This window comes from Blautia ammoniilytica (genome assembly GCF_025566965.1).
GTDB lineage: Bacteria > Bacillota > Clostridia > Lachnospirales > Lachnospiraceae > Blautia_A > Blautia_A ammoniilytica.
In genome coordinates this window covers 21,099-42,803 of record NZ_JAOQJL010000036.1, presented here as the reverse complement: position 1 = coordinate 42,803, position 21,705 = coordinate 21,099, and the positions used below count along the sequence as shown (strand labels likewise).

General features: G+C 42.9%; 23 protein-coding genes. All 23 read right to left on the bottom strand.

Translation table 11 applies throughout. The features are described 5' to 3' along the window. Window positions 1-285 precede the first annotated feature (285 nt). The 23 genes from OCV61_RS14945 to OCV61_RS14835 all read right to left on the bottom strand — a co-directional run bounded on the left by OCV61_RS14945 (window position 286) and on the right by OCV61_RS14835 (window position 21,647). Window positions 286-2,130, bottom strand: coding sequence for a leucine-rich repeat protein (locus OCV61_RS14945; protein WP_262583125.1), 1,845 nt, complete (start codon window positions 2,128-2,130; stop codon window positions 286-288). A gap of 216 nt (window positions 2,131-2,346) precedes the next feature. Next, window positions 2,347-3,036, bottom strand: a complete 690-nt coding sequence (gene phoU, locus OCV61_RS14940) for a phosphate signaling complex protein PhoU (protein WP_158422490.1) — start codon at window positions 3,034-3,036, stop codon at window positions 2,347-2,349. A 5-nt stretch (window positions 3,037-3,041) separates the two neighbouring features. Further along, a complete protein-coding gene (gene pstB / locus OCV61_RS14935) occupies window positions 3,042-3,800 on the bottom strand; it encodes a phosphate ABC transporter ATP-binding protein PstB (RefSeq protein ID WP_158422489.1) in 759 nt (252 codons plus the stop codon). 4 nt (window positions 3,801-3,804) lie between these two features. Continuing rightward, on the bottom strand, window positions 3,805-4,653 hold the full coding sequence (gene pstA, locus OCV61_RS14930; RefSeq protein WP_158422492.1) for a phosphate ABC transporter permease PstA: 849 nt from the start codon (window positions 4,651-4,653) through the stop codon (window positions 3,805-3,807). Between the two features lie 25 nt (window positions 4,654-4,678). Continuing rightward, entirely contained in the window at window positions 4,679-5,536 is an 858-nt protein-coding gene (gene pstC, locus OCV61_RS14925) for a phosphate ABC transporter permease subunit PstC (protein ID WP_158422488.1), read from the bottom strand. Between the two features lie 103 nt (window positions 5,537-5,639). Beyond that, window positions 5,640-6,497: a substrate-binding domain-containing protein gene (locus OCV61_RS14920; RefSeq protein ID WP_158422487.1), complete on the bottom strand. Its 858-nt coding sequence runs from the start codon at window positions 6,495-6,497 to the stop codon at window positions 5,640-5,642. Between the two features lie 253 nt (window positions 6,498-6,750). Further along, window positions 6,751-6,954: a hypothetical protein gene (locus OCV61_RS14915; RefSeq protein WP_158422486.1), complete on the bottom strand. Its 204-nt coding sequence runs from the start codon at window positions 6,952-6,954 to the stop codon at window positions 6,751-6,753. Then, window positions 6,948-7,316 (bottom strand): hypothetical protein, encoded by a 369-nt coding sequence (locus OCV61_RS14910; protein WP_158422485.1) that lies wholly within the window; start codon window positions 7,314-7,316, stop codon window positions 6,948-6,950. The genes OCV61_RS14915 and OCV61_RS14910 overlap by 7 nt, the downstream gene beginning before the upstream one ends. A 224-nt stretch (window positions 7,317-7,540) precedes the next feature. Further along, window positions 7,541-7,975 carry an RrF2 family transcriptional regulator gene (locus OCV61_RS14905; protein WP_158422484.1) on the bottom strand — a complete coding sequence of 145 codons (435 nt, stop codon included), beginning with the start codon at window positions 7,973-7,975 and terminating at the stop codon, window positions 7,541-7,543. A gap of 15 nt (window positions 7,976-7,990) precedes the next feature. Then, window positions 7,991-8,923, bottom strand: coding sequence for a cysteine synthase A (gene cysK / locus OCV61_RS14900; RefSeq protein ID WP_158422483.1), 933 nt, complete (start codon window positions 8,921-8,923; stop codon window positions 7,991-7,993). Window positions 8,924-9,121: 198 nt separating this feature from the next. Further along, window positions 9,122-10,102, bottom strand: coding sequence for a type II TA system antitoxin MqsA family protein (locus OCV61_RS14895; protein ID WP_158422482.1), 981 nt, complete (start codon window positions 10,100-10,102; stop codon window positions 9,122-9,124). A 57-nt stretch (window positions 10,103-10,159) separates the two neighbouring features. Continuing rightward, entirely contained in the window at window positions 10,160-10,483 is a 324-nt protein-coding gene (locus OCV61_RS14890) for a hypothetical protein (protein ID WP_262583120.1), read from the bottom strand. A gap of 287 nt (window positions 10,484-10,770) precedes the next feature. Further along, window positions 10,771-11,736, bottom strand: coding sequence for a D-2-hydroxyacid dehydrogenase (locus OCV61_RS14885; protein WP_158422481.1), 966 nt, complete (start codon window positions 11,734-11,736; stop codon window positions 10,771-10,773). A 48-nt stretch (window positions 11,737-11,784) separates the two neighbouring features. Continuing rightward, window positions 11,785-12,540: an RraA family protein gene (locus tag OCV61_RS14880; RefSeq protein WP_158422480.1), complete on the bottom strand. Its 756-nt coding sequence runs from the start codon at window positions 12,538-12,540 to the stop codon at window positions 11,785-11,787. Between the two features lie 25 nt (window positions 12,541-12,565). Beyond that, complete coding sequence (locus OCV61_RS14875; protein ID WP_158422479.1) at window positions 12,566-13,027, bottom strand: NanQ anomerase/TabA/YiaL family protein; 462 nt, start codon at window positions 13,025-13,027, stop codon at window positions 12,566-12,568. Next, on the bottom strand, window positions 13,024-13,794 hold the full coding sequence (locus tag OCV61_RS14870) for an HpcH/HpaI aldolase family protein (RefSeq protein WP_158422478.1): 771 nt from the start codon (window positions 13,792-13,794) through the stop codon (window positions 13,024-13,026). Before OCV61_RS14870 ends, OCV61_RS14875 begins: the two co-directional genes overlap by 4 nt. Further along, window positions 13,772-15,172 (bottom strand): sedoheptulokinase, encoded by a 1,401-nt coding sequence (locus OCV61_RS14865; protein ID WP_262583119.1) that lies wholly within the window; start codon window positions 15,170-15,172, stop codon window positions 13,772-13,774. Before OCV61_RS14865 ends, OCV61_RS14870 begins: the two co-directional genes overlap by 23 nt. A 17-nt stretch (window positions 15,173-15,189) precedes the next feature. Continuing rightward, window positions 15,190-16,179, bottom strand: a complete 990-nt coding sequence (locus tag OCV61_RS14860; RefSeq protein WP_158422476.1) for a hydroxyacid dehydrogenase — start codon at window positions 16,177-16,179, stop codon at window positions 15,190-15,192. A gap of 32 nt (window positions 16,180-16,211) precedes the next feature. Then, window positions 16,212-17,000: an HpcH/HpaI aldolase family protein gene (locus OCV61_RS14855; RefSeq protein ID WP_158422475.1), complete on the bottom strand. Its 789-nt coding sequence runs from the start codon at window positions 16,998-17,000 to the stop codon at window positions 16,212-16,214. Between the two features lie 21 nt (window positions 17,001-17,021). Further along, entirely contained in the window at window positions 17,022-18,167 is a 1,146-nt protein-coding gene (locus tag OCV61_RS14850; RefSeq protein ID WP_158422474.1) for a M24 family metallopeptidase, read from the bottom strand. A gap of 18 nt (window positions 18,168-18,185) precedes the next feature. Continuing rightward, the gene (locus OCV61_RS14845; RefSeq protein ID WP_158422473.1) at window positions 18,186-19,136 is read right to left on the bottom strand and encodes an ABC transporter permease; all 951 of its coding nucleotides are present in this window, start codon (window positions 19,134-19,136) and stop codon (window positions 18,186-18,188) included. Then, window positions 19,129-20,148 carry an ABC transporter permease gene (locus OCV61_RS14840; protein WP_158422472.1) on the bottom strand — a complete coding sequence of 340 codons (1,020 nt, stop codon included), beginning with the start codon at window positions 20,146-20,148 and terminating at the stop codon, window positions 19,129-19,131. Before OCV61_RS14840 ends, OCV61_RS14845 begins: the two co-directional genes overlap by 8 nt. Next, a complete protein-coding gene (locus tag OCV61_RS14835) occupies window positions 20,145-21,647 on the bottom strand; it encodes a sugar ABC transporter ATP-binding protein (protein WP_158422471.1) in 1,503 nt (500 codons plus the stop codon). The genes OCV61_RS14840 and OCV61_RS14835 overlap by 4 nt, the downstream gene beginning before the upstream one ends. Window positions 21,648-21,705 lie beyond the last annotated feature (58 nt).

The following is a 21,705-nucleotide window of genomic DNA, read 5'->3' as shown; positions in this document are numbered from 1 at the left end:
TTTTTGCGTATAACAATGGGTCACCACCCGCGAAGCAGGTGGGTTATAGTTCAAAATGCCTACACGCTGCGTAGACATTTTGAACAGGCTAAAGCCGTACGCAAACAGAGCTGCTTCCTCAGCCCTGGAAACAGCTCTGTTTTTCAAGAATGCCTCGGCATTCTTGCTGCGAGGTGCGCGTCATGCAATTGCATGACATACTTCTCCTGCGCACCTCTGCAATCCTGCCGGAGGTTATATCAGCTGGGGGATTGACTCCCAGCTGATATAATATTTGAGAAAGAGTTATTTACGGATAACCTTAATATCCTTTGTGATCTTTGCAGCCTTTAAGTACTTTTTGTATGCTTTGTATTTTGCTTTTGGAACGTAGATCTTTGCTCCCTTCTTCACCTTACGGAAGGCATTTACCTCAATCTTCTTCACTGCTTTGGATCTGATGGTGATCTTCTTCAGGTTTTTGCAGCCCTCAAAAGCCTGTCGGCCGATCTTTGTGATCTTCGCTCCTATTGTTACTTGCACAAGCCTTTTATTATTTCTGAATGCTTTTGCATTGATAGACGTAACCTGATATGTATAGCTGCCAAGCTTTACATATGCAGGAATGGTGATCTTTTTCTCTGTTTTCTTCACAGGACGCATCACCGTCACAGTCTTTTTGGAAGCTGTGGATGCTGTCACCTTGTAAATCAGCCCTTTCACCTTATGCTGGCTTCCCTTCTTAGGAAGAGCAGGCGCAGCTGTAGGTGTTGGTGTCTGTGTATTTCCCGGTGTTACACTTTGCTCCGGTGCCTTGGTAGGCGTTGGTGCTGTACTAGGCGTTGGTGCTTCTGACGGCAACGGTGCTGTGCTTGGCGTCGGTGCTTCTGACGGCAACGGTGCTGTGCTAGGCATCGGCTCAGTACCACCAGACCACTTGGCATACAGATCTGTAATATAATCAGACCGGGTGGTCCAGAACGGAATCTTCCAGTCAGCATGTCCGGTCGTATCATAAGTCCGGTCATCCTGGAAGCCGTAGAACTTCTGGTCAAAATTCTCATCCAGGTACCAGCCCTCAAACTGATACCCTGCTCTCACCGGTGTAAAATTCACATCCGTATACTTATAAGGCCAGGTTGAGTCTTTATCCCGATCCACTTCGCTGATCCAGGTATCCAATCCGTTCACTGTGCCGCCGTTCCCATGGAATACAGCGGTATAGCCCTTATTAAAGCTGAACCAGAAATCTCTGTTTTGCCCTGTTCCACCAGCATATCCGAAATATCCCGGCCAGTATTCATGAATAAAATATCTCTGGCCATTCTCTATGCCCTTTGTAAAATCATTACCAAACAGAGAGGAACGTCCGTCAGAAGTTCCCATGCTTGTACAATGAAAGCCTTCCTTTACAGGCCCCCAGATTTTTACAGAATATGGCTCCAGAGTGGCAACTGTATAAGTAGACGGATTTGTTTTGCCCTGCAGACTTCCACCATCCAGATCATAAGTAAGATCACACTCCGGCTCATAAATCCTTACAATCATGCCCTTGGCTCTAAGATTATAAGTTCGTATACAGTTCCCCTCGCCATCAAATTCATTCAGTGCCCCCATATTGTTACAGGCTGGCCCTTCTCCGTTGGCAGCTACCCGAAGAATTTTTCCTGTATTATTCACAAACCCGGAAATCACCTCTACATACTCTCCCTGTCGGTTGTAAATCTTAGTTGTGACAAATTCCAGCCCTTTCAGTGCTTCAAGCAATTGCGCATTTACAATCCCTGCTTTATATCCATCGCTTGGATGCTCTGTAACAAAATGATTAGTAAACGGCCCTGTAGCCACACTTTCCTTGGGATAGTACCAGTATTCTGCAACATCCATGGCAACAATCTGTTGTACAGATTCAGGTGTGCCATTGCCTGCTGGAAAAATCTCCTGCTTTCCCTGCACCTTCAGGGTATCCCCCGGCATAATCGGTCCGCTTATAAAATCCACTGTCCTTATCTCTGTTGCATTGATCTTGTAAGTAGTATCTTCCTTACATATGAGATCTCTTGCAGCTGCCGGAACCTGGGTCAGCATCACTGCTGCTGCCGCTGTTCCCAAAACCACTGCCAGCCTGTGCAGCCATCTTCCTTTTTTCATTCTCAATAATCATACCCTCCTTTTCCTTCAGTCAGTCTTTTCTCTATTTTACTATATATTTTCTTATAAATTATGATATTTCCGATTTTGTCATTGCCAAAACCGGAAAACTCCCTTAAACGCCAAAAAGAGCTGCCACGTTTTCATGCAGCAGCTCCCTATAGGGGATAGGGTCAAAACCCTTAACAAATTATAGACAGATAGTTGCTTCATGAATTATTTCATAAAAGCAGCCATCTCTTTTTCAAAATCATACTCATGCTCGTTATTTCTGTGCTCTCCTGTAATGGCAAACTCCACCCATTCAGCAATATTCACGGCATGATCACCAATCCTCTCAAAATATTTTGCAGTCATAAGAATATCCAGACCAGTACGCGCATCAAGCTTTTTTCCGTAGATCTGATCCGCCAGATTCTCCTTGATCTCATTGAAAGCATTGTCCACAATGTCATCACTGTTGATCACATATCTGCTCTTTTTAAGATCCATGTCCACAAAAGCTTCAATGCTTCCCTGAACCATATGTACCGTAGCATCTGCGATTCCTGCAATATCTGCGGACACCTTTACTGCTGCAGTATCCATATGAAGTGCCAGATCTGCAATATCCGCAGCCTGATCTCCGATTCTTTCCATATCTGCCACCATACGAAGTGCAGCTGAGATCCGCCGAAGATCTCCGGCAACCGGCTGCTGAAGAAGCAGCAGTTTCATGCATTGTCCTTCAATCTCGCGCTCTTTTGCGTCAATATCCCGATCCGTTTCAAATACCTGACGGACGACCTGATTCCCGCCTCCACGAACAGCTTCTGCGGAAAGAGTAATCGCCTGTTCGCACAGATTTCCAATTGCGATCATCTGTGCATGCAATTCTTCCAGCTTTCTTTCAAAATGCGTTCCCATAGTCTTTAACCAAACCTTCCTGTAATATAGTCCTCTGTTCTCTTATCCTGAGGCATGGAAAACAGCTTCTGTGTCTTGGCAAACTCTACCACTTCGCCTAGTAAGAAGAATCCTGTTTTGTCGGAAATTCTGGTTGCCTGCTGCATATTATGTGTAACGATCACAATGGTATAGTCCTTCTTTAATTCCATTGCCAGTTCCTCAATCCTTGAAGTAGAAATAGGATCCAGCGCAGAAGTAGGCTCATCCATAAGAAGAACTTCCGGCTGCACTGCCAGAGCTCTTGCAATACAAAGACGCTGCTGCTGGCCACCGGACATCCCCAGTGCGCTCTTTTTCAATCTGTCCTTAACCTCGTCCCAGATTGCTGCATCACGCAGGGATTTTTCCACGATCTCATCCAGTTTTGCCTTGGAACGGATCCCATGTGTTCTTGGTCCATAGGCAATATTATCATAAATACTCATAGGGAAAGGATTGGGCTTCTGGAAAACCATACCTACTCTTTTTCGCAGCAGATTCACATCCATATCTCCGTAAATATCCTGTCCATCCAGTTCTACTTTTCCTGTAATCTTACATCCTTCTACCAGATCATTCATCCTGTTCAGGGACTTTAACAACGTAGATTTTCCACAGCCGCTGGGGCCGATAAATGCGGTTATTTCCTTCTCAGGTATTTCCATATTGATATTCTTTAGCGCATGGAAATTGCCATAATGCAGATCCATATTACTGATCTGGATTTTCGTTTTTTCACTCATAAAATTATCCTTTCGCTATCCTTTTTGCCACACAGCCGGACAGCCAGTTAATAAGCATTACAAATAACAAAATGATCACAGCCGTTGCTGCTGCCTGGTTCATGTGAAGACCTTCACAGGAAAGTACATACATATGAAGAGCCAGAGTACGTCCTGAGCCCATCAGGCTGTCCGGAATTTTCGGAAGTGTACCGGAGGTATAGATCAGCGCAGCTGTCTCACCAACTACTCTTCCTACTGCAAGGATCACACCTGCCAGGATCCCTGGAACTGCAGAAGGGAGTACAATAGTAAATATCGTCCGAAGCTTTCCTGCACCAAGGCCAAAACTGGCTTCCCGGTAGGAATCAGGAACTGATTTTAATGCTTCCTCTGATGTACGCATGATCAGTGGAAGGATCATGATCACCATCGTAAATGCACCTGCAAGCAGGGACATTTTCCACTTCAATGCTGTTACAAAAAACAGCATACCAAACAGACCGAATACAATGGATGGAATACCGGAAAGTGTTTCTGCCGTAATACGGATCACATTCACAAGACGACTTCCTTTTTTTGCATATTCTACCAGATAGATTGCTGCAAAAATCCCCAGCGGTGCAGCAATTGCCAATGATACGATTGTCATGATAAAGGTATTGATCAGCGCCGGAACAAGTGAAACATTATCGGATGTATATGTGAAGGAAAACAGATCCTTATTCAGATAAGGAACTCCTTTTACCAGGATATATGCGATCAGGAATAATAACACTGCAAAGGTTATACCTGCTGCCAGGATCGTTAAAAATTTCAGGATTTTTGATCCAATATATTTAGGTTTTGCTGGCTTCGTCCTTGTATAAGCCATAGAACCTCCTATCGTCATTGCTGCATCACCCTTCATTTTCGCTCCTCCTGTTCAGCAGAGAAAGGCTGAGATTTATGATCAGAATAAATACAAACAACACAACAGCCGTTGCGATCAGTGCCTGCCTGTGCAATCCGGTTGCATACCCCATATCTGTTACAATATTCATTGTCATTGTACGCACACCTTTCAGCAAGCCTTTTGGCATTCTGGGCTGATTTCCGGCAATCATTACCACTGCCATGGTTTCTCCGATGGCACGGCCGATCCCCAGTACAATACCTGCCAGGATTCCTGATTTTGCCGCCGGAAGCATAACCGCATATATGCTTCTTTCTTTTGTAGCTCCAAGGGCAAGCGACCCTTCATAATAGCTTTCCGGTACCCCCCGGATGGCTGCTTCTGTCACACCTACAATGGTAGGTAGGATCATGATCCCAAGCAGAATAATTGCAGCCAGCATGCTGGCTCCAGGTCCGCCGAATACGTCCCGGATCAAAGGAACGATCAGTACAAGTCCAAAAAATCCATATACGATGGATGGGATTCCGGCCATCAATTCAATCCCTGATTTCAAAACACCATAAATCCTTTTGGGACAATATCTGGCCATAAATACGGATGTTAAAACCGCAATAGGAACTCCTACCAGAATTGCTCCACCAGTAACATAAATACTGGCAACGATCATTGGAAGGATTCCGAATTTGTTGTTAGAAGGTTTCCATTCCTGTCCAAACAGAAACTTTAATGGTTCGATCTGTGCAATGGTAGGGAGTCCATTGGCAAACAAAAAAATACAGATCAGAAGTACTGCCAGAACAGAAGTGCATGCAGCGATCAGAAATACCATCTTCATGCCTTTTTCTTTTACTCGATTCATAAATACACCTGTCTTTTTTCATAGATACAGTTACATGTTACAACGCCGATGCCCTGTTATTTCCAAAGCACCGACGCCGTTTCGCTTGTGATATCAAGGATTTTTATTTCGCCAGATCATCCCAGGTAGTTGTCTCGCCTGTGAAAATGGATTTTACCTGATCGCTGGTAAGCTCATCTACATCATTGTCTTTGTTTACGATTACTGCAATACCATCTCTTGCGATTTCCTGTGCAGTAAGACCATCTTTCTCCTCATCTTTCAGATCACGGGATGCCATACCAATGTCACAGATACCTTCTTTTGCAGATGTGATACCTGTTGTGGAATCGCTCTGCTGTACCTCTACTGTTACGTCTTTGTTTGCTGCCTGATAAGCCTCAGCAAGTTTCTCCATTACTGGTGTTACAGAAGAAGATCCTGCTACAACAATTTTTCCGGATGGTGCTGCGCTCTCATAAGCTTTAGCTTCTGCATCTACTTTAATATATCCATTATCCTCGATGATCTGCTGTCCGTCTGCGCTCATAATGTAGTTAATAAAATCCTGAGCTGCATCACTTACAGAATCGCCTGTAATGATGTTGAACGGACGAGATACTTTGTAAGAACCGTCAGATACATTCTCTACGCTGGCTTCTGCACCGTCGATCTTTACAGCCTTTACTGTGTCATCCAGAGATCCAAGAGAAATGTATCCAATTGCATTCTCATCACCAGCAACGGTTGTCATCATAACAGATGTGCTGTTTGTGATGCTTGCTTCCTCTGTAGTCATATCTACCTTCTCATCACCCTGTTTTTCTTCTATTCCGAACAGTTCGATAAATGCGCCTCTTGTACCGGAACCATCCTCACGGGATACAACGGTGATATCTCCGCTTGCTGCGCTTACTGTACCTGCAAATGCTGTAGCTCCTAATACTGCTGCTGTTAAAACTGCTGCGATTTTTTTCTTCATGATAATCTTTCTCCTCTTTCTTGATTCGCTTTATTTAATTTTTCCTGTTGCCTCATTTACAGGTGCTATTGTAGATGCCCTTTGTAAAAGGAAAAAGCGTAGTTTTGTTAAATACATGTAAAAGAAATTGAGAGAAAGTAAAGTTCTGTGTTTGTACGCTTGCAGTAGAATCTCTTTCAAAGCATAAAAAAAGAGCCCCTTGGGACTCTTTTTTCTTGCATTTCCGTTTTTATCCGGTTATTTGGAAAACAAATTATAATCCATATTCTTTATATAGCTTTTCTCGATATTCTTTATCCTCAGAAGCTCTTTCTGCATCAGAATACTTTTTATTTTTCAAGAGGATATTCATAAGCATTCCCAAACGATTTTCACCTATCTTCTCTCCCTGCTCTTTACCTATCTTTTTCCCTTTTTTCTCTCCCTGCTCTTTGGCATAAGCCACCATACTTAGCATATCCGCCACCTCCTTTTGGCATACTTCATTGTCCGGATCTGGAATATATGATAATACTTTTTCCTGATTACCAGAATGTCAAATGTTGCAGCAGCTTCATCAGTGGTATGTAACTCATTTCTTTCTCCCCGTATCGTTTTCGCCATGTCTTCTTCAATTAACGCTGTGCCGGTTTGTATCGTATCTCCTTCAATACATTCCATGATTTCTTCCAGGGAACAGTTTTTATATTCCTCTACAGTATATTTAAGAATATTGCTCATGATCGGCTTATATGAAAAAATACTCTTGGCCGACTGATCTTTTGATTCTTTTCCTCGTATCGCATTCATTGACTCAGAAATACTATTTTTAACATTCATAAGAATCTCCTGTTGTCTGCGATTTACTTGTATTTCAATGATACCCCAGAGTCAAAATTTCGTCAAATGTTTGTTGTTTTCCAAATATTATCAAATTCGACAAACTAATTGCCTACATTTCATATGGAAATATTTACTTCTTTCATCATGAACTATAATGCATAAAACTCCCCAGTCAGGTACAATACCTGTACAGGGGAGTTTTCAATTATCTTATAAAAATGTTAAATCACATAATCGTCTGCTCTGGCGTTCTGCCAGGAAAGAAGTTCCTCCAGACTTACATGATCTACCACACTACTGATGGCATCATCTAGCTTCTTCCACAGCATACGTGTGACGCAGGTGTCTTCCCTGTCACAGCTGCCATTTTCTTCAGCAGCACAGTCAACCGGGCAAAGACTGCCTTCTGTAAGCCTGAGTATCATACCAACCGTATAATCTGCCGGTGTTCTGGATAAAGAATAACCGCCCTGGGGACCTCGCACGCTTCTGACAAATCCGGCTTTATTTAATATAGAAATTATCTGTTCCAGATATTTTTCGGAAATTCCCTGCCTCTTTGCCACATCTTTCAAACGGATCGGTGTTCCCGAATCATTGCTGGCAAGATCCAGCATCAGACGAAGGGCATACCTGCCTTTGGTAGATATCTTCATACCATGCCTCCGTAATTATTTTGTAAATAATGGTGTAGAATAATATCTGTCACCACTGTCCGGAAGAAGGGCAACGATGGTTTTTCCTTTGTTCTCCGGACGTTTGGCCAGCAAAATAGCTGCATACAGGGCTGCACCTGAGGAAATACCGGTAAGGATTCCTTCATTCTTAGTCAGCTTTCTGGATGTTTCAAAAGCATCCTCATTTTCTACCTTGATCACTTCATCATAAATCTTGGTGTTCAGGATATCCGGAACAAATCCGGCGCCAATACCCTGGATCTTATGCGGACCGGCTTTTCCCTCGGAAAGAACCGGAGAGGTTGCAGGCTCAACAGCCACAATCTTAACCTCTGGCTTCTGGCTCTTCAGGTATTCACCAACACCAGTCAGTGTGCCGCCTGTGCCAACACCTGCTACAAAAATATCTACCTGTCCGTCTGTATCATTCCAGATCTCAGGACCTGTTGTTGCAATATGAGCTTTCGGATTTACAGGATTTACAAACTGTCCCGGGATAAAGCTGTCCGGAATCTCTTTTGCCAGTTCATTTGCTTTCGCAATAGCGCCAGTCATACCTTTTGTACCATCTGTAAGTACGATCTCAGCTCCATATGCTTTCAGAATGTTACGTCTCTCAACACTCATTGTTTCCGGCATGGTCAGGATGATCCTGTATCCTTTGGATGCTGCAATGGCAGCAAGGCCGATCCCTGTATTTCCTGAAGTCGGCTCAATGATCGTAGAACCCTTCTTCAGTGCGCCTGTCTTCTCTGCATCTTCGATCATTGCTCTTGCAATACGATCCTTTACGCTACCTGCCGGATTAAAATATTCAAGCTTCAGCAGCACAGTTGCCTCAAGTCCTTCTGCCCGCTCAATATTCTCAGCCTCCAGAAGAGGTGTGTTTCCAATCAGATCTAAAATGCTCTTATTAATCTTTGCCATAATCATTCTCCTTTTCTACCTGACACCGGCTATGCCGCTTGGACTGGCCTGGTGCTGCGTCCGGCCTTCCTTTTCCTAGTTATCATATATGAATTACGTATTTGATGTTTCTGATTATAGCGGCCATTTCCTACTTTGTCAATAGGTTTTTATGATTTTCTTTTATTTTGTTTTATTCTGGAGAGATTTTTATATTTTTCATATTTGCAAAAATTCAGCATACTTAAATTCTATCGCATGTCTGGGTACTGTCATAATATATGCCTTTTCCGCGTGCATAAATGCAACAATCTCATTTTTTGTCATCTTTCCTAATTTTTCTATAACAATGTCTATAATATTCTTTTCTTCATCTGATAGTGCTAAAAACTTCTGCTTTCCTTTTAATGAAAAATGGTATGCATTTGTTTCTCCCATATCTACTTCTTCACATGGTACAACTTTTAAGTCAATAATCGAATTATGTCCTACCGGCACCGCTCCCATCGGCAATGCCTGATATACTAACCCTGTAATTGCACTCCCCCGTATTTTATATGCCAACGCATCTGCATACCACATTAACTTCATTAATTTTACTTTATATAAATTCGTAACTTTCTCTGATGCCGCAAAATATCTTATCGTATCGACCACTTTGTCCAGAGACAGTTCCGTATTGCCATGTAAAAGTTGATTTCCCTGAAATTTTGCATAACCGGCTTCAATAGCTTTTCTTAAATATGCATCTCGATTTTCTTCATATAGCGTAGTCGCAACACTCAGATATTTCTGATATGCTTCTGCCGATAAATATTCCCTTGCATCATTTAGTAAAATAATAAACCACTCTGGGTCCTCATCTATCTTTTTTAAAATTGTATCATGAGCTTTGTCTTGAACCTGATGACTTTCATAACGTGTAATGGTCTTCCCACCCCATCCCAGTAAAGTACATAGATCTTTTTGGCTAATACTGTATTTTGCTCTGATTGCACACATCTCATCCGCTGTCAAAAGTCCTTCCTTTTTTCTGTATGCGTTCTTAAGACGCATATCATTTTCCTGTATCTGTTGTTCATTCATATATAATTCATCTGAATTATCACAATACTGATAAAGTGCGTCATAATCAACTTTTCTCTGTTTAAAGGTAACCTGTTCTCTGACAAGGACTGTCTTTACTTCATGAACTTCCATGCAGCATACACATAGACACTTTTCACTTTTAACAATCTTCATATTCACGAAAACCTCCTACTGCTTTTTATATGGAAACATCGCTGGAATAAATGCTTTTTCTGCAAAATGAAAAGACATCACAAATGTTGTCGTACTCCCATACATTCCCAAAAGCTCAACTCGTATTTTTATATATACATCATCTGTATCGTTGTAAATCTTTCCAAATTCCCGCATTTCACTTCTCTTAGGAAAACGGATATCTTTTACAGTCCGCATGTAATCTTCCACAGAAAGTTTTAATAATTCTCTTTTTAATGCATCTAGCGGATTTTCATTTGGAAATAACATATTGACTGTATACTGATTTGTATATCTTTCATCTCTGTTCGTATCCACATATCTTTTGACCTGAAAATTAATCTTTGCCCATTGTTAAGTGCAAATCTTAAATTCTGAAGGTAAGCTTTAACTTCCAGCTCGCTCTCTATTCGAGTCTTTATTTCGTAAGTCAATTCGCCCTCCATAAGGTATCATTTGATACCATGCATTGTATCTTCTCCTTATCTTAAAGTCAATAAAATTATATCTTTTTTATCATCTATTTTATGTAAAAAAGGCCCTCCCACATCTATCTGATTATGGAAAGGTCTTTTATTACTACAAATTATAAATAAAATTCTTTATTACAAATTCACAACATTTACCGGATTTCCGTCCAGTACTGATCGGATGTTTTCTGCAGTGGTCTGCATGATCCTTTCCCGCGCTTCCTTCGTTGCCCAGGAAATATGAGGTGTAATGATACAGTTCGGAGCCTTAAGAAGAATATTATCTTCACGGATTGGTTCAGTTGATACAACATCTACAGCTGCTGCACCTACCTTTCCGCTTTGCAGAGCCTCATACAGATCCTCTTCATTGATCAGTGCTCCCCGGCTGTTATTGATAATAAATACACCATCTTTCATTTTTGCAATATTATCTTTATTGATAATTTCATGAGTCGCCGGGAAAAGAGGACAATGAAGGAAAATAAAGTCTGATCTTTCCAGAAGTTCATCCAGACTGGTATATTCGGCCTGCTGTTTCCCTGCTTCACTTTCAAATGTATCATATGCCAGCACATGCACATTCATTGCATTCAAAATCCTGGCTGTATTAACTCCAATGCGTCCAAGACCGATAATACCTGCTGTTTTGCCGGAAACCTCCACAAGCGGTGTTTTCCAGTAGCACCAGTCTGCATTGTCTGCCCACTCTCCGTTTTTTACAGTCTGGCTGTGAAGCCCTATATGAGAACACAATTCCAACAAAAGTCCTACTGCAAACTGACTTACATTATCCGTTCCATAAACCGGAACATTCAACACCGGAATTCCTTTTTCCTTTGCATATTCATAATCCACCACATTATAGCCGGTAGCCAGTACTGCAATTGCCTTGATTCCAGGACACCTATCTATGGTTTTCCTGCTGATAGGGGTTTTATTTATGACAACAATCTGGGCATCGCCGATCCTTTCCGGAATCAGATCCGATTCTTCATAAGCTATTCTGTCATATACCTTCAGCTCCCCCAGCTTTTCCAACGGCTCCCAGCTGATATCTCCGGGATTTTCCGTATATCCGTCTAATACTACTATTTTCATGTCACACTTCCCTCCCAAACCAATCTCCGCCTGCCTATCCAGACATGATCAGATATCCATATACCATTTACCTTTTTCCTGATAAGTGCCCTTTTTTATTTCATACATCACATCCGGATCATTATTCACGGCAAACAGCTGCTGTTTTCTGCTTTCATACTGATTCAGGATCTGAGATCTTCTGGCTACCTCAGCCAGATATTTTGCAGGAAATTTCACTGCTCCATTTTCATCCATGTGAATGATCTCGCCAGGATTTACTTCCATGTCACAGATATTTACGGTTGTATTAATAGCCTTGATGGCAAAAGGACCGTGCCCGGCGGTCACACCTGTCAGCATGTACTGTATCCCCAGATTTCTTACCTCATCCACATCTCTGGACGGTCCGTCTGAAATCACCCCGACACATCCTAATGACTTAAAGGCAGTCATCATATTTCCGCCAGCAAGCCCGTTTTTCTTTTTCAGACGCTCTGGAAAATCCTGTTTGATACATAAAATCGTTGGTTTTGGTGAATCAGCCAGTGCCTGATATAAATCCTTAAATGTAATATGGTCGTTTTCCTTATCAGGAAGTCCAAAGGTAACTGTAACCGCATACCCGATCTGTCTTCCCAGCTCTGGATACATACACTTTGTCTCTTCATTTGTATACCAGGAATCCTCCCATGGATCATAAAGGCCAAGACAAAATTCCGGTTTTTCAGGGTATGTGGCAATTACATTTGTAATTGTAGGCGAATCGTATTTCTTCAGCTCTTCAAAATATTTTGTATCTTCCATTCTGTTCTTCTCGTCCATTCTCTGCCCTCTGTCCTTGTTGTCACTACTCTTTTTTTACCGGTAATTTCATTACGATTTTTACATATTCATTTTCTTTTTCTTTATAACGGATCGGCATATGTCCATCTTCCGGAAAAGCCACCCATACTGTGCCGGGACTGATCGTAAGCTCTACTTCTTTTTCTGGTGTACATTCAAAAAACTCTATATCCTCTTTTTCTTTATATCCATCGACAGGCATAAGATCTTTACTGGCAGCATAATAAATAATTTCTCCGCCCTGGATCATATACTGAACATCAATGTATTTCTGATGCGTTTCAAATGCCTGCGGATCATAGGGCTTACAGCTGCCTCTCTGCACCATCAGATAGCCGCCCTCAAAGGAATACTTGCCAGTTGGAAAATCCTGTTTTCTCAATTCTTCCACACAATCCAGACCATTCTTAAGATAGGGAAGAAGCTTTTCATAACTCATCACATTTTCATAACTGCAGATAATCATATTGGCTCCTTCTTTCTAAAAACTGTAATACTTTCCCGTGCTCCGTTTAAAATCATTCCCAGTTCACTTCCCATACTGAAAATGCTCATTCCCATATCCTCACATGCATGAAGATACTTCACATTTGAAGAAACAGTTCCGCATTTTTTCCCGTTTTTCAAAGCCACATCTGTAATTTTTTTTGCACATTCCAGCAGTACAGGTGTGTCCAGCTGTCCCGGTACCCCAAGGTCTGAAGACAGATCGGAAGGTCCCACGATCAATACATCAATTCCAGGTACAGCCGCAATCTCTTCCACATTTTTCACCGCTTCTTTCGTTTCTATCTGTGCCATCAGAAGAATCCTTCTGTTGGCAGACTTCATATATTCTCTAAGTCCGCATGGATTATAATTGGTATGTGCCCTGGTTGTGGAAATCCCCCGCTTCCCTTCCGGTGCATATTTGGCATATTCCACCAACTGTCTGGCATCGTCTGCAGTATTGACCATCGGGATCAGGAAACCATCAGCCCCCATGTCCAGTGCCTTTGTCATAAACCCTCTATCAATTTCCGGTATCCGTATGATCACCGGCATACCAATTCCATTTCCAATCGCTACCATACCTGCCATCTGGGTAAGATCAAAGGGGCCATGCTCCCCGTCAATGATCACGAACTGAAAACCTCCTGTCTGCATCATTCGGATCAGGTTAGGACATCCCAGTTCTGAAATCATCGTACCAAGCAGGATTTCATTTTTCTCAACTCTCTCCTTTAAATTCATCCTTTTCCTCCTGCAATGGATATTTTCTGCATTCTTCCAGGTTGGCACACTTTCCACTGCATACCATGGCCAGCTGATACATTCCGGAAAGCGCTTCGTCTGCCATTGTGGACAATACGCACTTCTTTTTGCTTATCTGCTCCAGACTGTATCGAAGCTGAGGTGTTTTCCAGTTTACGCCGCCAGAGCAGATAATACGGCTGATATTTTCCGGTCTTTCTCCCAGCTGTCTTATAAACTTCCAGTATGTTTCTGCCATATCTGCAAATGCAGCCATAAATAAATTGCCAATATGTAAATTGCTGTGTGTAATCCCTGATATATAACCGCCATCCGGAAAATACGGATTTTTGTAAAAAGATGCTCCCACCTTCAGTTCCGGGTCTGCCTCCCCCAGACACGAATGAATCTTTTCCCATACAATTCCCATATCCGGTTCTTTTCCTGTAACCAGCCCTGCACATTCACTGATAAATTTCACCAGTACATCCAGGTTCCGGCCGGCTGGCATATTGGAAATCGTATACAGATATCCCTTTTCAAAATAAGGTCTTATTTCATAAGAACCACAGTGAAAATCCTCAGCATGCCGGATCACCTGTGCACCGGTAGCCACATTTGCCACTGCATCTCCGCTTTGCACACCACTTCCAAGAATCGCAACCTGCATATCCCCATAATCCGGATGTATTTTCAGTTCACATCCATTGGAACGATAAGTACCGCATATCTGATAATCGTCTTCTGCAAGAACAGGAAGCTGTACCCTCTCCATTCCCATAAGAGTCATGATCCTGTAATCAAGAGAATGCTGTTTTACATTCACGATCCCCATAGGCGCTGCATTCATAACATGGCAGATATTATTACCTGTAAGCGCATGGATCAGGTAGGAACCCAATGTATATAATTTCCCGTCTCCAGGCAGGCTTTTGTCAGCCTGCAGCATGGCATATAAGTTGCAGATGCCAAGAGAAGGTTTCAGGTATACCCCATTTTCCTGCATATCCTCCGGTGAGATCTGCTCCTGTAAAAATTCCAGATAAGAGCCTTCATATCCTTCCATAGGATTCATACACCGCATATCCTGCCAGGATACGTACATGTCTTTTCTTCCAGGTACGCTGTACACAAACCCATGCATCTGGGTAGAAATAAGCACGCCCTGAATATCCTTATATTCTGAAGTATATCCATTGATCAGGGTTCGGACCGTATCCACCATTTCCTCTGCCGGTATTTCAAAAATATTGGGATCACAGTTTTTCTCTTTTTGAGGCGATCTGCTTTTTCTTGTGGATATCATCCTGTACTGATCAAGATCCAGCAAAACTGCTTTTATAAAGCTGCTGCCTATGTCGATTCCCAAATACTTCATAGACATTCCTCCCCGTATCACTTGCCAAGGTTTTCCCTCACCTGGTTTACCGCATCATAATTCATGCACCAGGTAGGCTTTTTACCTGTAAGCACTTCTACCATTCCTCTTGCCGCATCCCGGCTCATATTGGAGCCCGCCTCGTCCGTAAGGGCTGCACAATGTGGGGAAAACAGAATATTATCCAGTCCCAGAAGCGGATTATCCGGAAGCATCGGCTCTGTAGAATAAACATCCAGTACTGCTCCTGCGATTTTCCCTGTTTTTAAAGCCTCTGCCAGTTCCGGTTCAACCACCAGCGCACCTCTTGCAATATTTACAAACACCGCAGTTTCTTTCATCATGTCAAACTGCTCTTTTCCCATCATGCCAATGGTCTGCGGAGTTGCTCCAAGATGCAGTGTTACAAAATCTGCCTCCTTATAAATCCTGTTAATGTCCTCTGTATATTCGATGTAATCCGGCAATTTTTCCGCATTTACAAAAGGATCATAACCGATCACCTTCATAGAAAATCCCATGGCCGCTATTTTCGCCACTCTCTGTCCGATATTTCCAAGACCGATGATACCGATTGTTTTGCCCTTGATCTCATGCATGCCGCCACAGTTCTGAGATTCAAAATCCAGTGCCTTTGTTGCAAGATGCTGTTTTACGATTTTCTGTGAAAAAGCAAGGATTCCTGCAATGGTTTTCTCTGCTACGGAATCAGAGTTGGCCAATGGCGTATTTACTACATATAAGCCAAGTTTTGTTGCTGTCGCCAGATCTACCACATTATCAATACCAACACCATGCTTTGCCACTACCTGCAGCTTTTTGCCTTCTTTTAAAATATCCTCTGAAAGGAAAAATGTTTTGGATACCACAGCTTCACAATCACGGATCAGTTCTTTCATCACCTCCGGATCCTCCGATGGTGCCATTACGATTTCAAATCCTGCTTCCTTTACAAGATTCTTCCCTAATTCTGCCATATCCTGTGCATATAAAATTTTACGTTTCATCTTTTTCTCCTCCTGCTTGTTATCCTGTCTTTTTAAATTTCAGCCAGCCGACTGCGAAGCCTGCTGCCTTCTTCCTTCAGATACTTCTGCATCACCTTAAACTGATCTCCCAGTGAAAAATGTCTTACTCCCAGATCCAGATAATACTGTGCTTCCTCAGGTGTCTGGATCTCACACCTTGGATGAACCCCATGTGCAAGAGCTGTTTTGATCATTTTTCTCTCTGCAGCTTTATATTCCTCCACGTACTCTTCCCTGTTTTTTCCCAGACTCAGACAGTAATCCGAAGGGCCGAACTGAACCATATCCACGCCTGGAATGGAACAAATCTCTTCGATTTCATTCATTGCATCCGCTTTCTCGATCATGAATGCCAGTACCACATCATTCACTCTTTTTGCATGATCCTTCTGCGACAGATGGGTTCTGCCCCCGATAAATCTGCGGTTTGGATACCCGAACCTGCCTTCTCCCAGTTGGTCTGCTTTCATGATACGCACAGTCTCCCGTACTTCCTCTGCTGTATGATGATCCGCAAACAGTATTGACTGAAACCCTGCGCCAACCGCCTTCTGCGCTACATAACCATGATTCTGATAATCCACCTTCAGCATGCTTCCAATATTATGAAGCTCCGCTGCCATAGCCACATTTTCAAAATCTTTTTCTGTCAGCGGGGCATATTCTGCGATCAGCTCTACATAATCAAAATTCCCTGTCAAAGCCACCATTTCCGTAAAAACCCCCCATCCACTCCACAATCTGGTGGAAATTGTAGGACTGTCCTTTTCCAGCAGCTGTCTCATCTTGTTTTCCTGCATAAACTTAATCCCCCTTCTCGTTTATGTTAAATGGCCCCAGCAGAACTGATTTAATTCCACAGGTCCTTTATCCGTAATCTCAATTACCTTTTCAAGCCGAACCCCGATCCCGGAGCCTTCCGGGCCGTACTGCTGAGGTTCAATGCAAACCACCATGCCCGGCACTATGACCTCATCCTCATAGCATACGATCCTGCCTGGTTCATTCACCCCACATCCGATCTGATGCCCTGTATACACCTGGGTTTTCATTCCATACTTTTCATAGGCCTGTGCCTCTGCTTTTACAGGATCACAAAGAGCATTTCCAGGATATAATTTTGACTTTGCAGCCTCATAAGCTTCTTCTACGATCTTGAAATATTCCATTTGCCGCTCATCCGGCTTTCTTCCGAAAACTACGGTATTGGTACAGTCACACCAGTACCCGTGATAACGGATGGAAATATCCATTCTTCCCATGTCTCCTGGATTTACCCTGCTACCGTCAGGTCCTCCCAGCCCGGTACGTATTTCCGCATTTTTCCCTGTTGCCAGTTCTCCTACGATCCTTGCCACTTTCCCTGCTTTTTCATTCATAGCCTGGGTGATCCCTGACCACATCTCAAAGTCTGTTTCTCCGTTAAACTCTCTTGCATACTGAAGCAACCTGTTCTGTCCGCAGTCCTCAATCGCAACGCTTATTCTGATCTTTTCCAGTTCCTCAGCTGTTTTTACTTTTCTTGTATAGCACATCACAGGCTCTGCTTCCTGTATCAGAAATCCCTTTTCTGTCAAAATCTGATAAACCAGCGCCGGGCAGGAGTGAACTTCTATGCCTATTCTTTTTCCGTCAGGAACATCCAGCAGTCTTTCAAGAAGCAGTTTCAGATTCTCGTCCCCGTTTCTTTTCCTGAAATGATCGTAATGAGAAAACAGGTACATACGGTCTGCAGATGCATGCGTAGCATATTCCTTATAAGAATCTGATATGATCAGCCACACCTGCTGATCCTTTGCTGAAACAATCCCATACCCAAGAGGCATGCCGCCGCCATAAGCAAACATTGCCCCATACGGCACTGGTATCCCCATCCCTGAAACATAAGAAACATTTTCCAGGGAATCCAGTAAAAGATAATCCAGTCCACTCTTTTCCATACATTCAAATAATCTTTGCCGGTTCATCCTTTCACCCCTTTTATTTTATGATTTTATTTTCTTTTCCCGGTTATAAACCATCAGTACAACGATGATGATCATTCCATAAATAATCTTTTTTGTAGATGCTTCCATCTGAAGATTGTTCAAAAACCCTGTAAGAATATTCAAAAGGATCGCACCTGCCACAGTGCCGGTATAGCTTCCTCTGCCTCCAAGAATCGAAGTACCTCCGATCACAACCGCTGCAATGGATGGAAGTTCATAATTCTCGCCCATACTCAGATAAGAATACCCAAGATATCCTGTAAACATAAATCCTGCAAACATTGCCGCAATACTGCTGACAACATACACTCCGATCAGTACCAGATTATTATTGATCCCGGAAAATCTGGATACTCTTACCGAATTTCCAAGTGCAAACAATTTTCTTCCGTAAATGGTCTTCTTCAGCACAAATGCAGTAAAAAGAATGATAAGAAGCCAGAAGATCAGGATATTCCTTATGCCCAGGATGCGCCCTGTTGAAAGCCACCGCAGCCAGTCAGGGGATACTCCTCTGGCATTTCCATCTGTATAAACCATGGTGATACTGTATACAATACTCTGTGTTGCCAGCGTCATAACCATAGGCGGTACTTCCAGTATAGCTACTCCGATCCCGTTAAAAACACCGATAGCAACACATACAGCAAGAGAAACAAGAAACGCAAGGAAGGCATTCCGTCCGTTATACTGGAAAGCACATACGATCACGGCTGCCAGATTCATTGTCCAGATAATGGACAGGTCGATACCTCCGGTAAGGATTACAATAGTCTGTCCCAAAGCCAGAACACCTAAGATGGATGCCATAACCAGCATATCTTCCAGATAAACCTTTGAAAAATAATTTGGCTGTATGATACAGGAAAAAACATATACTGCCAGCATTGTAAGATATGCTTTTGCCACTGTTGACTTTTTCACATTGCCTATTACTTTACTAATCATTTGCAGACGCCCCCTTCTTACGGAATCGGATACGATCCAGCATATTGATCGCTACAGCAAAAATCAGGATTGCACCTTTAAACAGGCTCTGGTAATATGCATTCACTCCCCAGAAGATCAGAAGGCCAAGGATCAGGGAATAAATAACGATTCCTGCAATGGTTCCCACAAATCCGCCTTTGCCGCCTGTAAGAGCTGTTCCTCCAAGTACGGAGGCTGCTACCGCATTCATTGTGGCTGATTCACAGCCTGTAGCGCTGCCGCTTCGGTTATAAGCCGTCAGGATCACTCCACCCAGGCCGCATACTGCGCCGGAAAACATATATACCTTCAGTTTTGTTTTTGCAACATTGATGCCGGATGCATAAGCTGCAGATTCATTGCCTCCTACTGCATAGATAGCCTGTCCGAACCTGCTTTTCCTTACAGGGATCCAGATACATACTGCTGCAACCAGAAGCCAGATAATACTCATTGGGATCTTTGTGCTCGGAATATATTTTCCCAGCTGTGCGAACTCCGGATAAACCTCTCCACCGGAAGTAGGACGGATATACAGTGCGATCCCGGTAAATACAAAGGAAGTTGCAAGGGTAACTACCATTGGCTGTATGTTGCCCTTTATAATGATCATTCCGTTAAAGGCTCCGGCAAGTGCCCCTGCAAGAACAGCCAGTAAAGAAACAATCAGGATTCCGAGCCAGGGGCTGCCCAGGCTTTCCCCTATCGGCATCATATAGGTAGCTGCCACACAGTTGGCCAGTCCTATCAGTGCCCCAATGGAAAGATCCGTTCCCTTTGTAATCAGTACCACCGTCTGTCCAAGAGCAGCATAGGTAAGGGGCTGCAGCTGGTCAAAGGTTGATTTGATCCCATAAGCACTGAAAAAATTCGGCTGATTTACAATGTACACAATCAATACCAGCAGCATCATTATGTAGGCAAAAATGATCTGCTTGTTTTTGTCATAAAAGTAATAAAATCGTTTATTCTTTCTGGTTGTCACGTTCATGCCCCCTCTTCCTCAATGCCAAGGCCGGCTTTCAGAATCGCCTGCTCGCTCATTTCTTTTTCGTCTAAAATCTTTACCACAGTGCCGCCCTTAAACACGGCAATCCTGTTACACAAGCCTAAAAGTTCACTGTTCTCTGTAGAATAAAGCAGCACAGTAATCCCGGAATCTGCCAGCTTGCGGATCAGTGCATACAGTTCTGTTTTTGTTCCCACATCAATCCCTCGCGTAGGGTCTTCCAGAAGCAGGATCTCCGCTTTTGTAAGGATTGCCTTTCCAAGTACGATCTTCTGCTGATTTCCTCCGGAAAGCGTTCCGCTTAGCTGCTGAGGATTATCGATCTTGATCTTCATCAGATCGACCATCTCATTAATTCCTTCATTCTCTTTCTTACTGTTAATCACACCGAAATGACTGATCTTATCCAGCACCATCATGGATATATTTTCCCGGATGGATCTTGTAAGCAGCAGGCCATCGTTTTTCCGGTCTGCCGGTGTCATTGCGATTTTATTATGAAGAGCAGCTTGTGGACTGTTCAGTTTCACCTGCTTTCCATTCACCTTGATGATCCCTGTATCCGGCTTTATCGCCCCAAACAAAGTGTCCAGAAATTCCACCTGTCCATGTCCGCTCAATCCTGCAATTCCAAAGATTTCTCCCCGCTTTACGCTTAAGGATACCTGTTTTAATTTTTCCTGATAACTCAGTTTCTCCACCTGAAGTACGTAATCCTCTGTATTTACACTTTTCTTCTGTGGAAAACTGTCTGATATTTTTCTTCCTGCAATAAACTGGATAATTTCTCCGTTTGTACACTCTCCCCATTTAAAGCTTGTTACATAATGAGCATCACGGTAAACCGTTGCTCTGTCTGCCAGTTCTGACAGTTCATTCATTTTATGTGAAATGAAAATGATCGTTTTCCCATTTCCTGCCATTTCACGAATGATCCTAAAAAGATTTTCCACCTGCTCTTTTCCAAGGGCTGAGGTTGCTTCATCCATAATGATCACATCCGGATCCTTTGAGATTGCCTTTGCGATCTCCACCTGCTGCTGATCTGCCAGAGACAGCTGTCTTACCAGTGCCCTTGCATCAATATCAAAATGCAGCTGATCCAGCAGTGCCTGCGCATCCCGATACATCTTTTTAAGATCAATAAAGCCTCTTTTTTTCGGTTCGTATCCAAGGTAAATATTTTCAGCTACCGAAAGATCCCGAACCAGCGATAGTTCCTGAAATACAGATACAATTCCCATTTTTGTAGCATCATCCGGACAGGTGATGTTCACCTTCTCACCTTTATAGATCACATCTCCCTCATCCTGCTGCTCAACTCCGCATAATATTTTGATCAAGGTACTTTTTCCGGCACCGTTTTCTCCGATCAGCGCATGAACCTCGCCCTTATAACATGTAAGCTCACTTTCAACAAGTGCACGAATACCCCCAAACCGTTTGCTGATATTTTTCGCCTGTAAAATAATCTGTTCCAAACGTCTGCCCTCCTATACCTTCCTGTTTCCTGCTTTTTTGAGGAAAAAAGGCCCCCAC

Coding starts and splice junctions, on each gene's coding strand:
- OCV61_RS14885 (WP_158422481.1), bottom strand. CDS start 11,736: ATGAAAATAGTAGTATTAGACGGATATACGGAAAATCCCGGAGATATC.
- pstA (WP_158422492.1), bottom strand. CDS start 4,653: ATGGCTTATACAAGGACGAAGCCAGCAAAACCTAAATATATTGGATCA.
- OCV61_RS14895 (WP_158422482.1), bottom strand. CDS start 10,102: ATGGAAGTTCATGAAGTAAAGACAGTCCTTGTCAGAGAACAGGTTACC.
- OCV61_RS14855 (WP_158422475.1), bottom strand. CDS start 17,000: ATGCAGGAAAACAAGATGAGACAGCTGCTGGAAAAGGACAGTCCTACA.
- OCV61_RS14865 (WP_262583119.1), bottom strand. CDS start 15,172: ATGAAGTATTTGGGAATCGACATAGGCAGCAGCTTTATAAAAGCAGTT.
- OCV61_RS14915 (WP_158422486.1), bottom strand. CDS start 6,954: ATGCTAAGTATGGTGGCTTATGCCAAAGAGCAGGGAGAGAAAAAAGGG.
- OCV61_RS14850 (WP_158422474.1), bottom strand. CDS start 18,167: ATGAACCGGCAAAGATTATTTGAATGTATGGAAAAGAGTGGACTGGAT.
- OCV61_RS14875 (WP_158422479.1), bottom strand. CDS start 13,027: ATGATTATCTGCAGTTATGAAAATGTGATGAGTTATGAAAAGCTTCTT.
- OCV61_RS14860 (WP_158422476.1), bottom strand. CDS start 16,179: ATGAAACGTAAAATTTTATATGCACAGGATATGGCAGAATTAGGGAAG.
- OCV61_RS14910 (WP_158422485.1), bottom strand. CDS start 7,316: ATGAATGTTAAAAATAGTATTTCTGAGTCAATGAATGCGATACGAGGA.
- OCV61_RS14870 (WP_158422478.1), bottom strand. CDS start 13,794: ATGAATTTAAAGGAGAGAGTTGAGAAAAATGAAATCCTGCTTGGTACG.
- phoU (WP_158422490.1), bottom strand. CDS start 3,036: ATGGGAACGCATTTTGAAAGAAAGCTGGAAGAATTGCATGCACAGATG.
- pstC (WP_158422488.1), bottom strand. CDS start 5,536: ATGAATCGAGTAAAAGAAAAAGGCATGAAGATGGTATTTCTGATCGCT.
- OCV61_RS14945 (WP_262583125.1), bottom strand. CDS start 2,130: ATGAAAAAAGGAAGATGGCTGCACAGGCTGGCAGTGGTTTTGGGAACA.
- OCV61_RS14920 (WP_158422487.1), bottom strand. CDS start 6,497: ATGAAGAAAAAAATCGCAGCAGTTTTAACAGCAGCAGTATTAGGAGCT.
- OCV61_RS14880 (WP_158422480.1), bottom strand. CDS start 12,540: ATGGACGAGAAGAACAGAATGGAAGATACAAAATATTTTGAAGAGCTG.
- OCV61_RS14905 (WP_158422484.1), bottom strand. CDS start 7,975: ATGAAGATATCTACCAAAGGCAGGTATGCCCTTCGTCTGATGCTGGAT.
- OCV61_RS14840 (WP_158422472.1), bottom strand. CDS start 20,148: ATGAACGTGACAACCAGAAAGAATAAACGATTTTATTACTTTTATGAC.
- OCV61_RS14845 (WP_158422473.1), bottom strand. CDS start 19,136: ATGATTAGTAAAGTAATAGGCAATGTGAAAAAGTCAACAGTGGCAAAA.
- cysK (WP_158422483.1), bottom strand. CDS start 8,923: ATGGCAAAGATTAATAAGAGCATTTTAGATCTGATTGGAAACACACCT.
- pstB (WP_158422489.1), bottom strand. CDS start 3,800: ATGAGTGAAAAAACGAAAATCCAGATCAGTAATATGGATCTGCATTAT.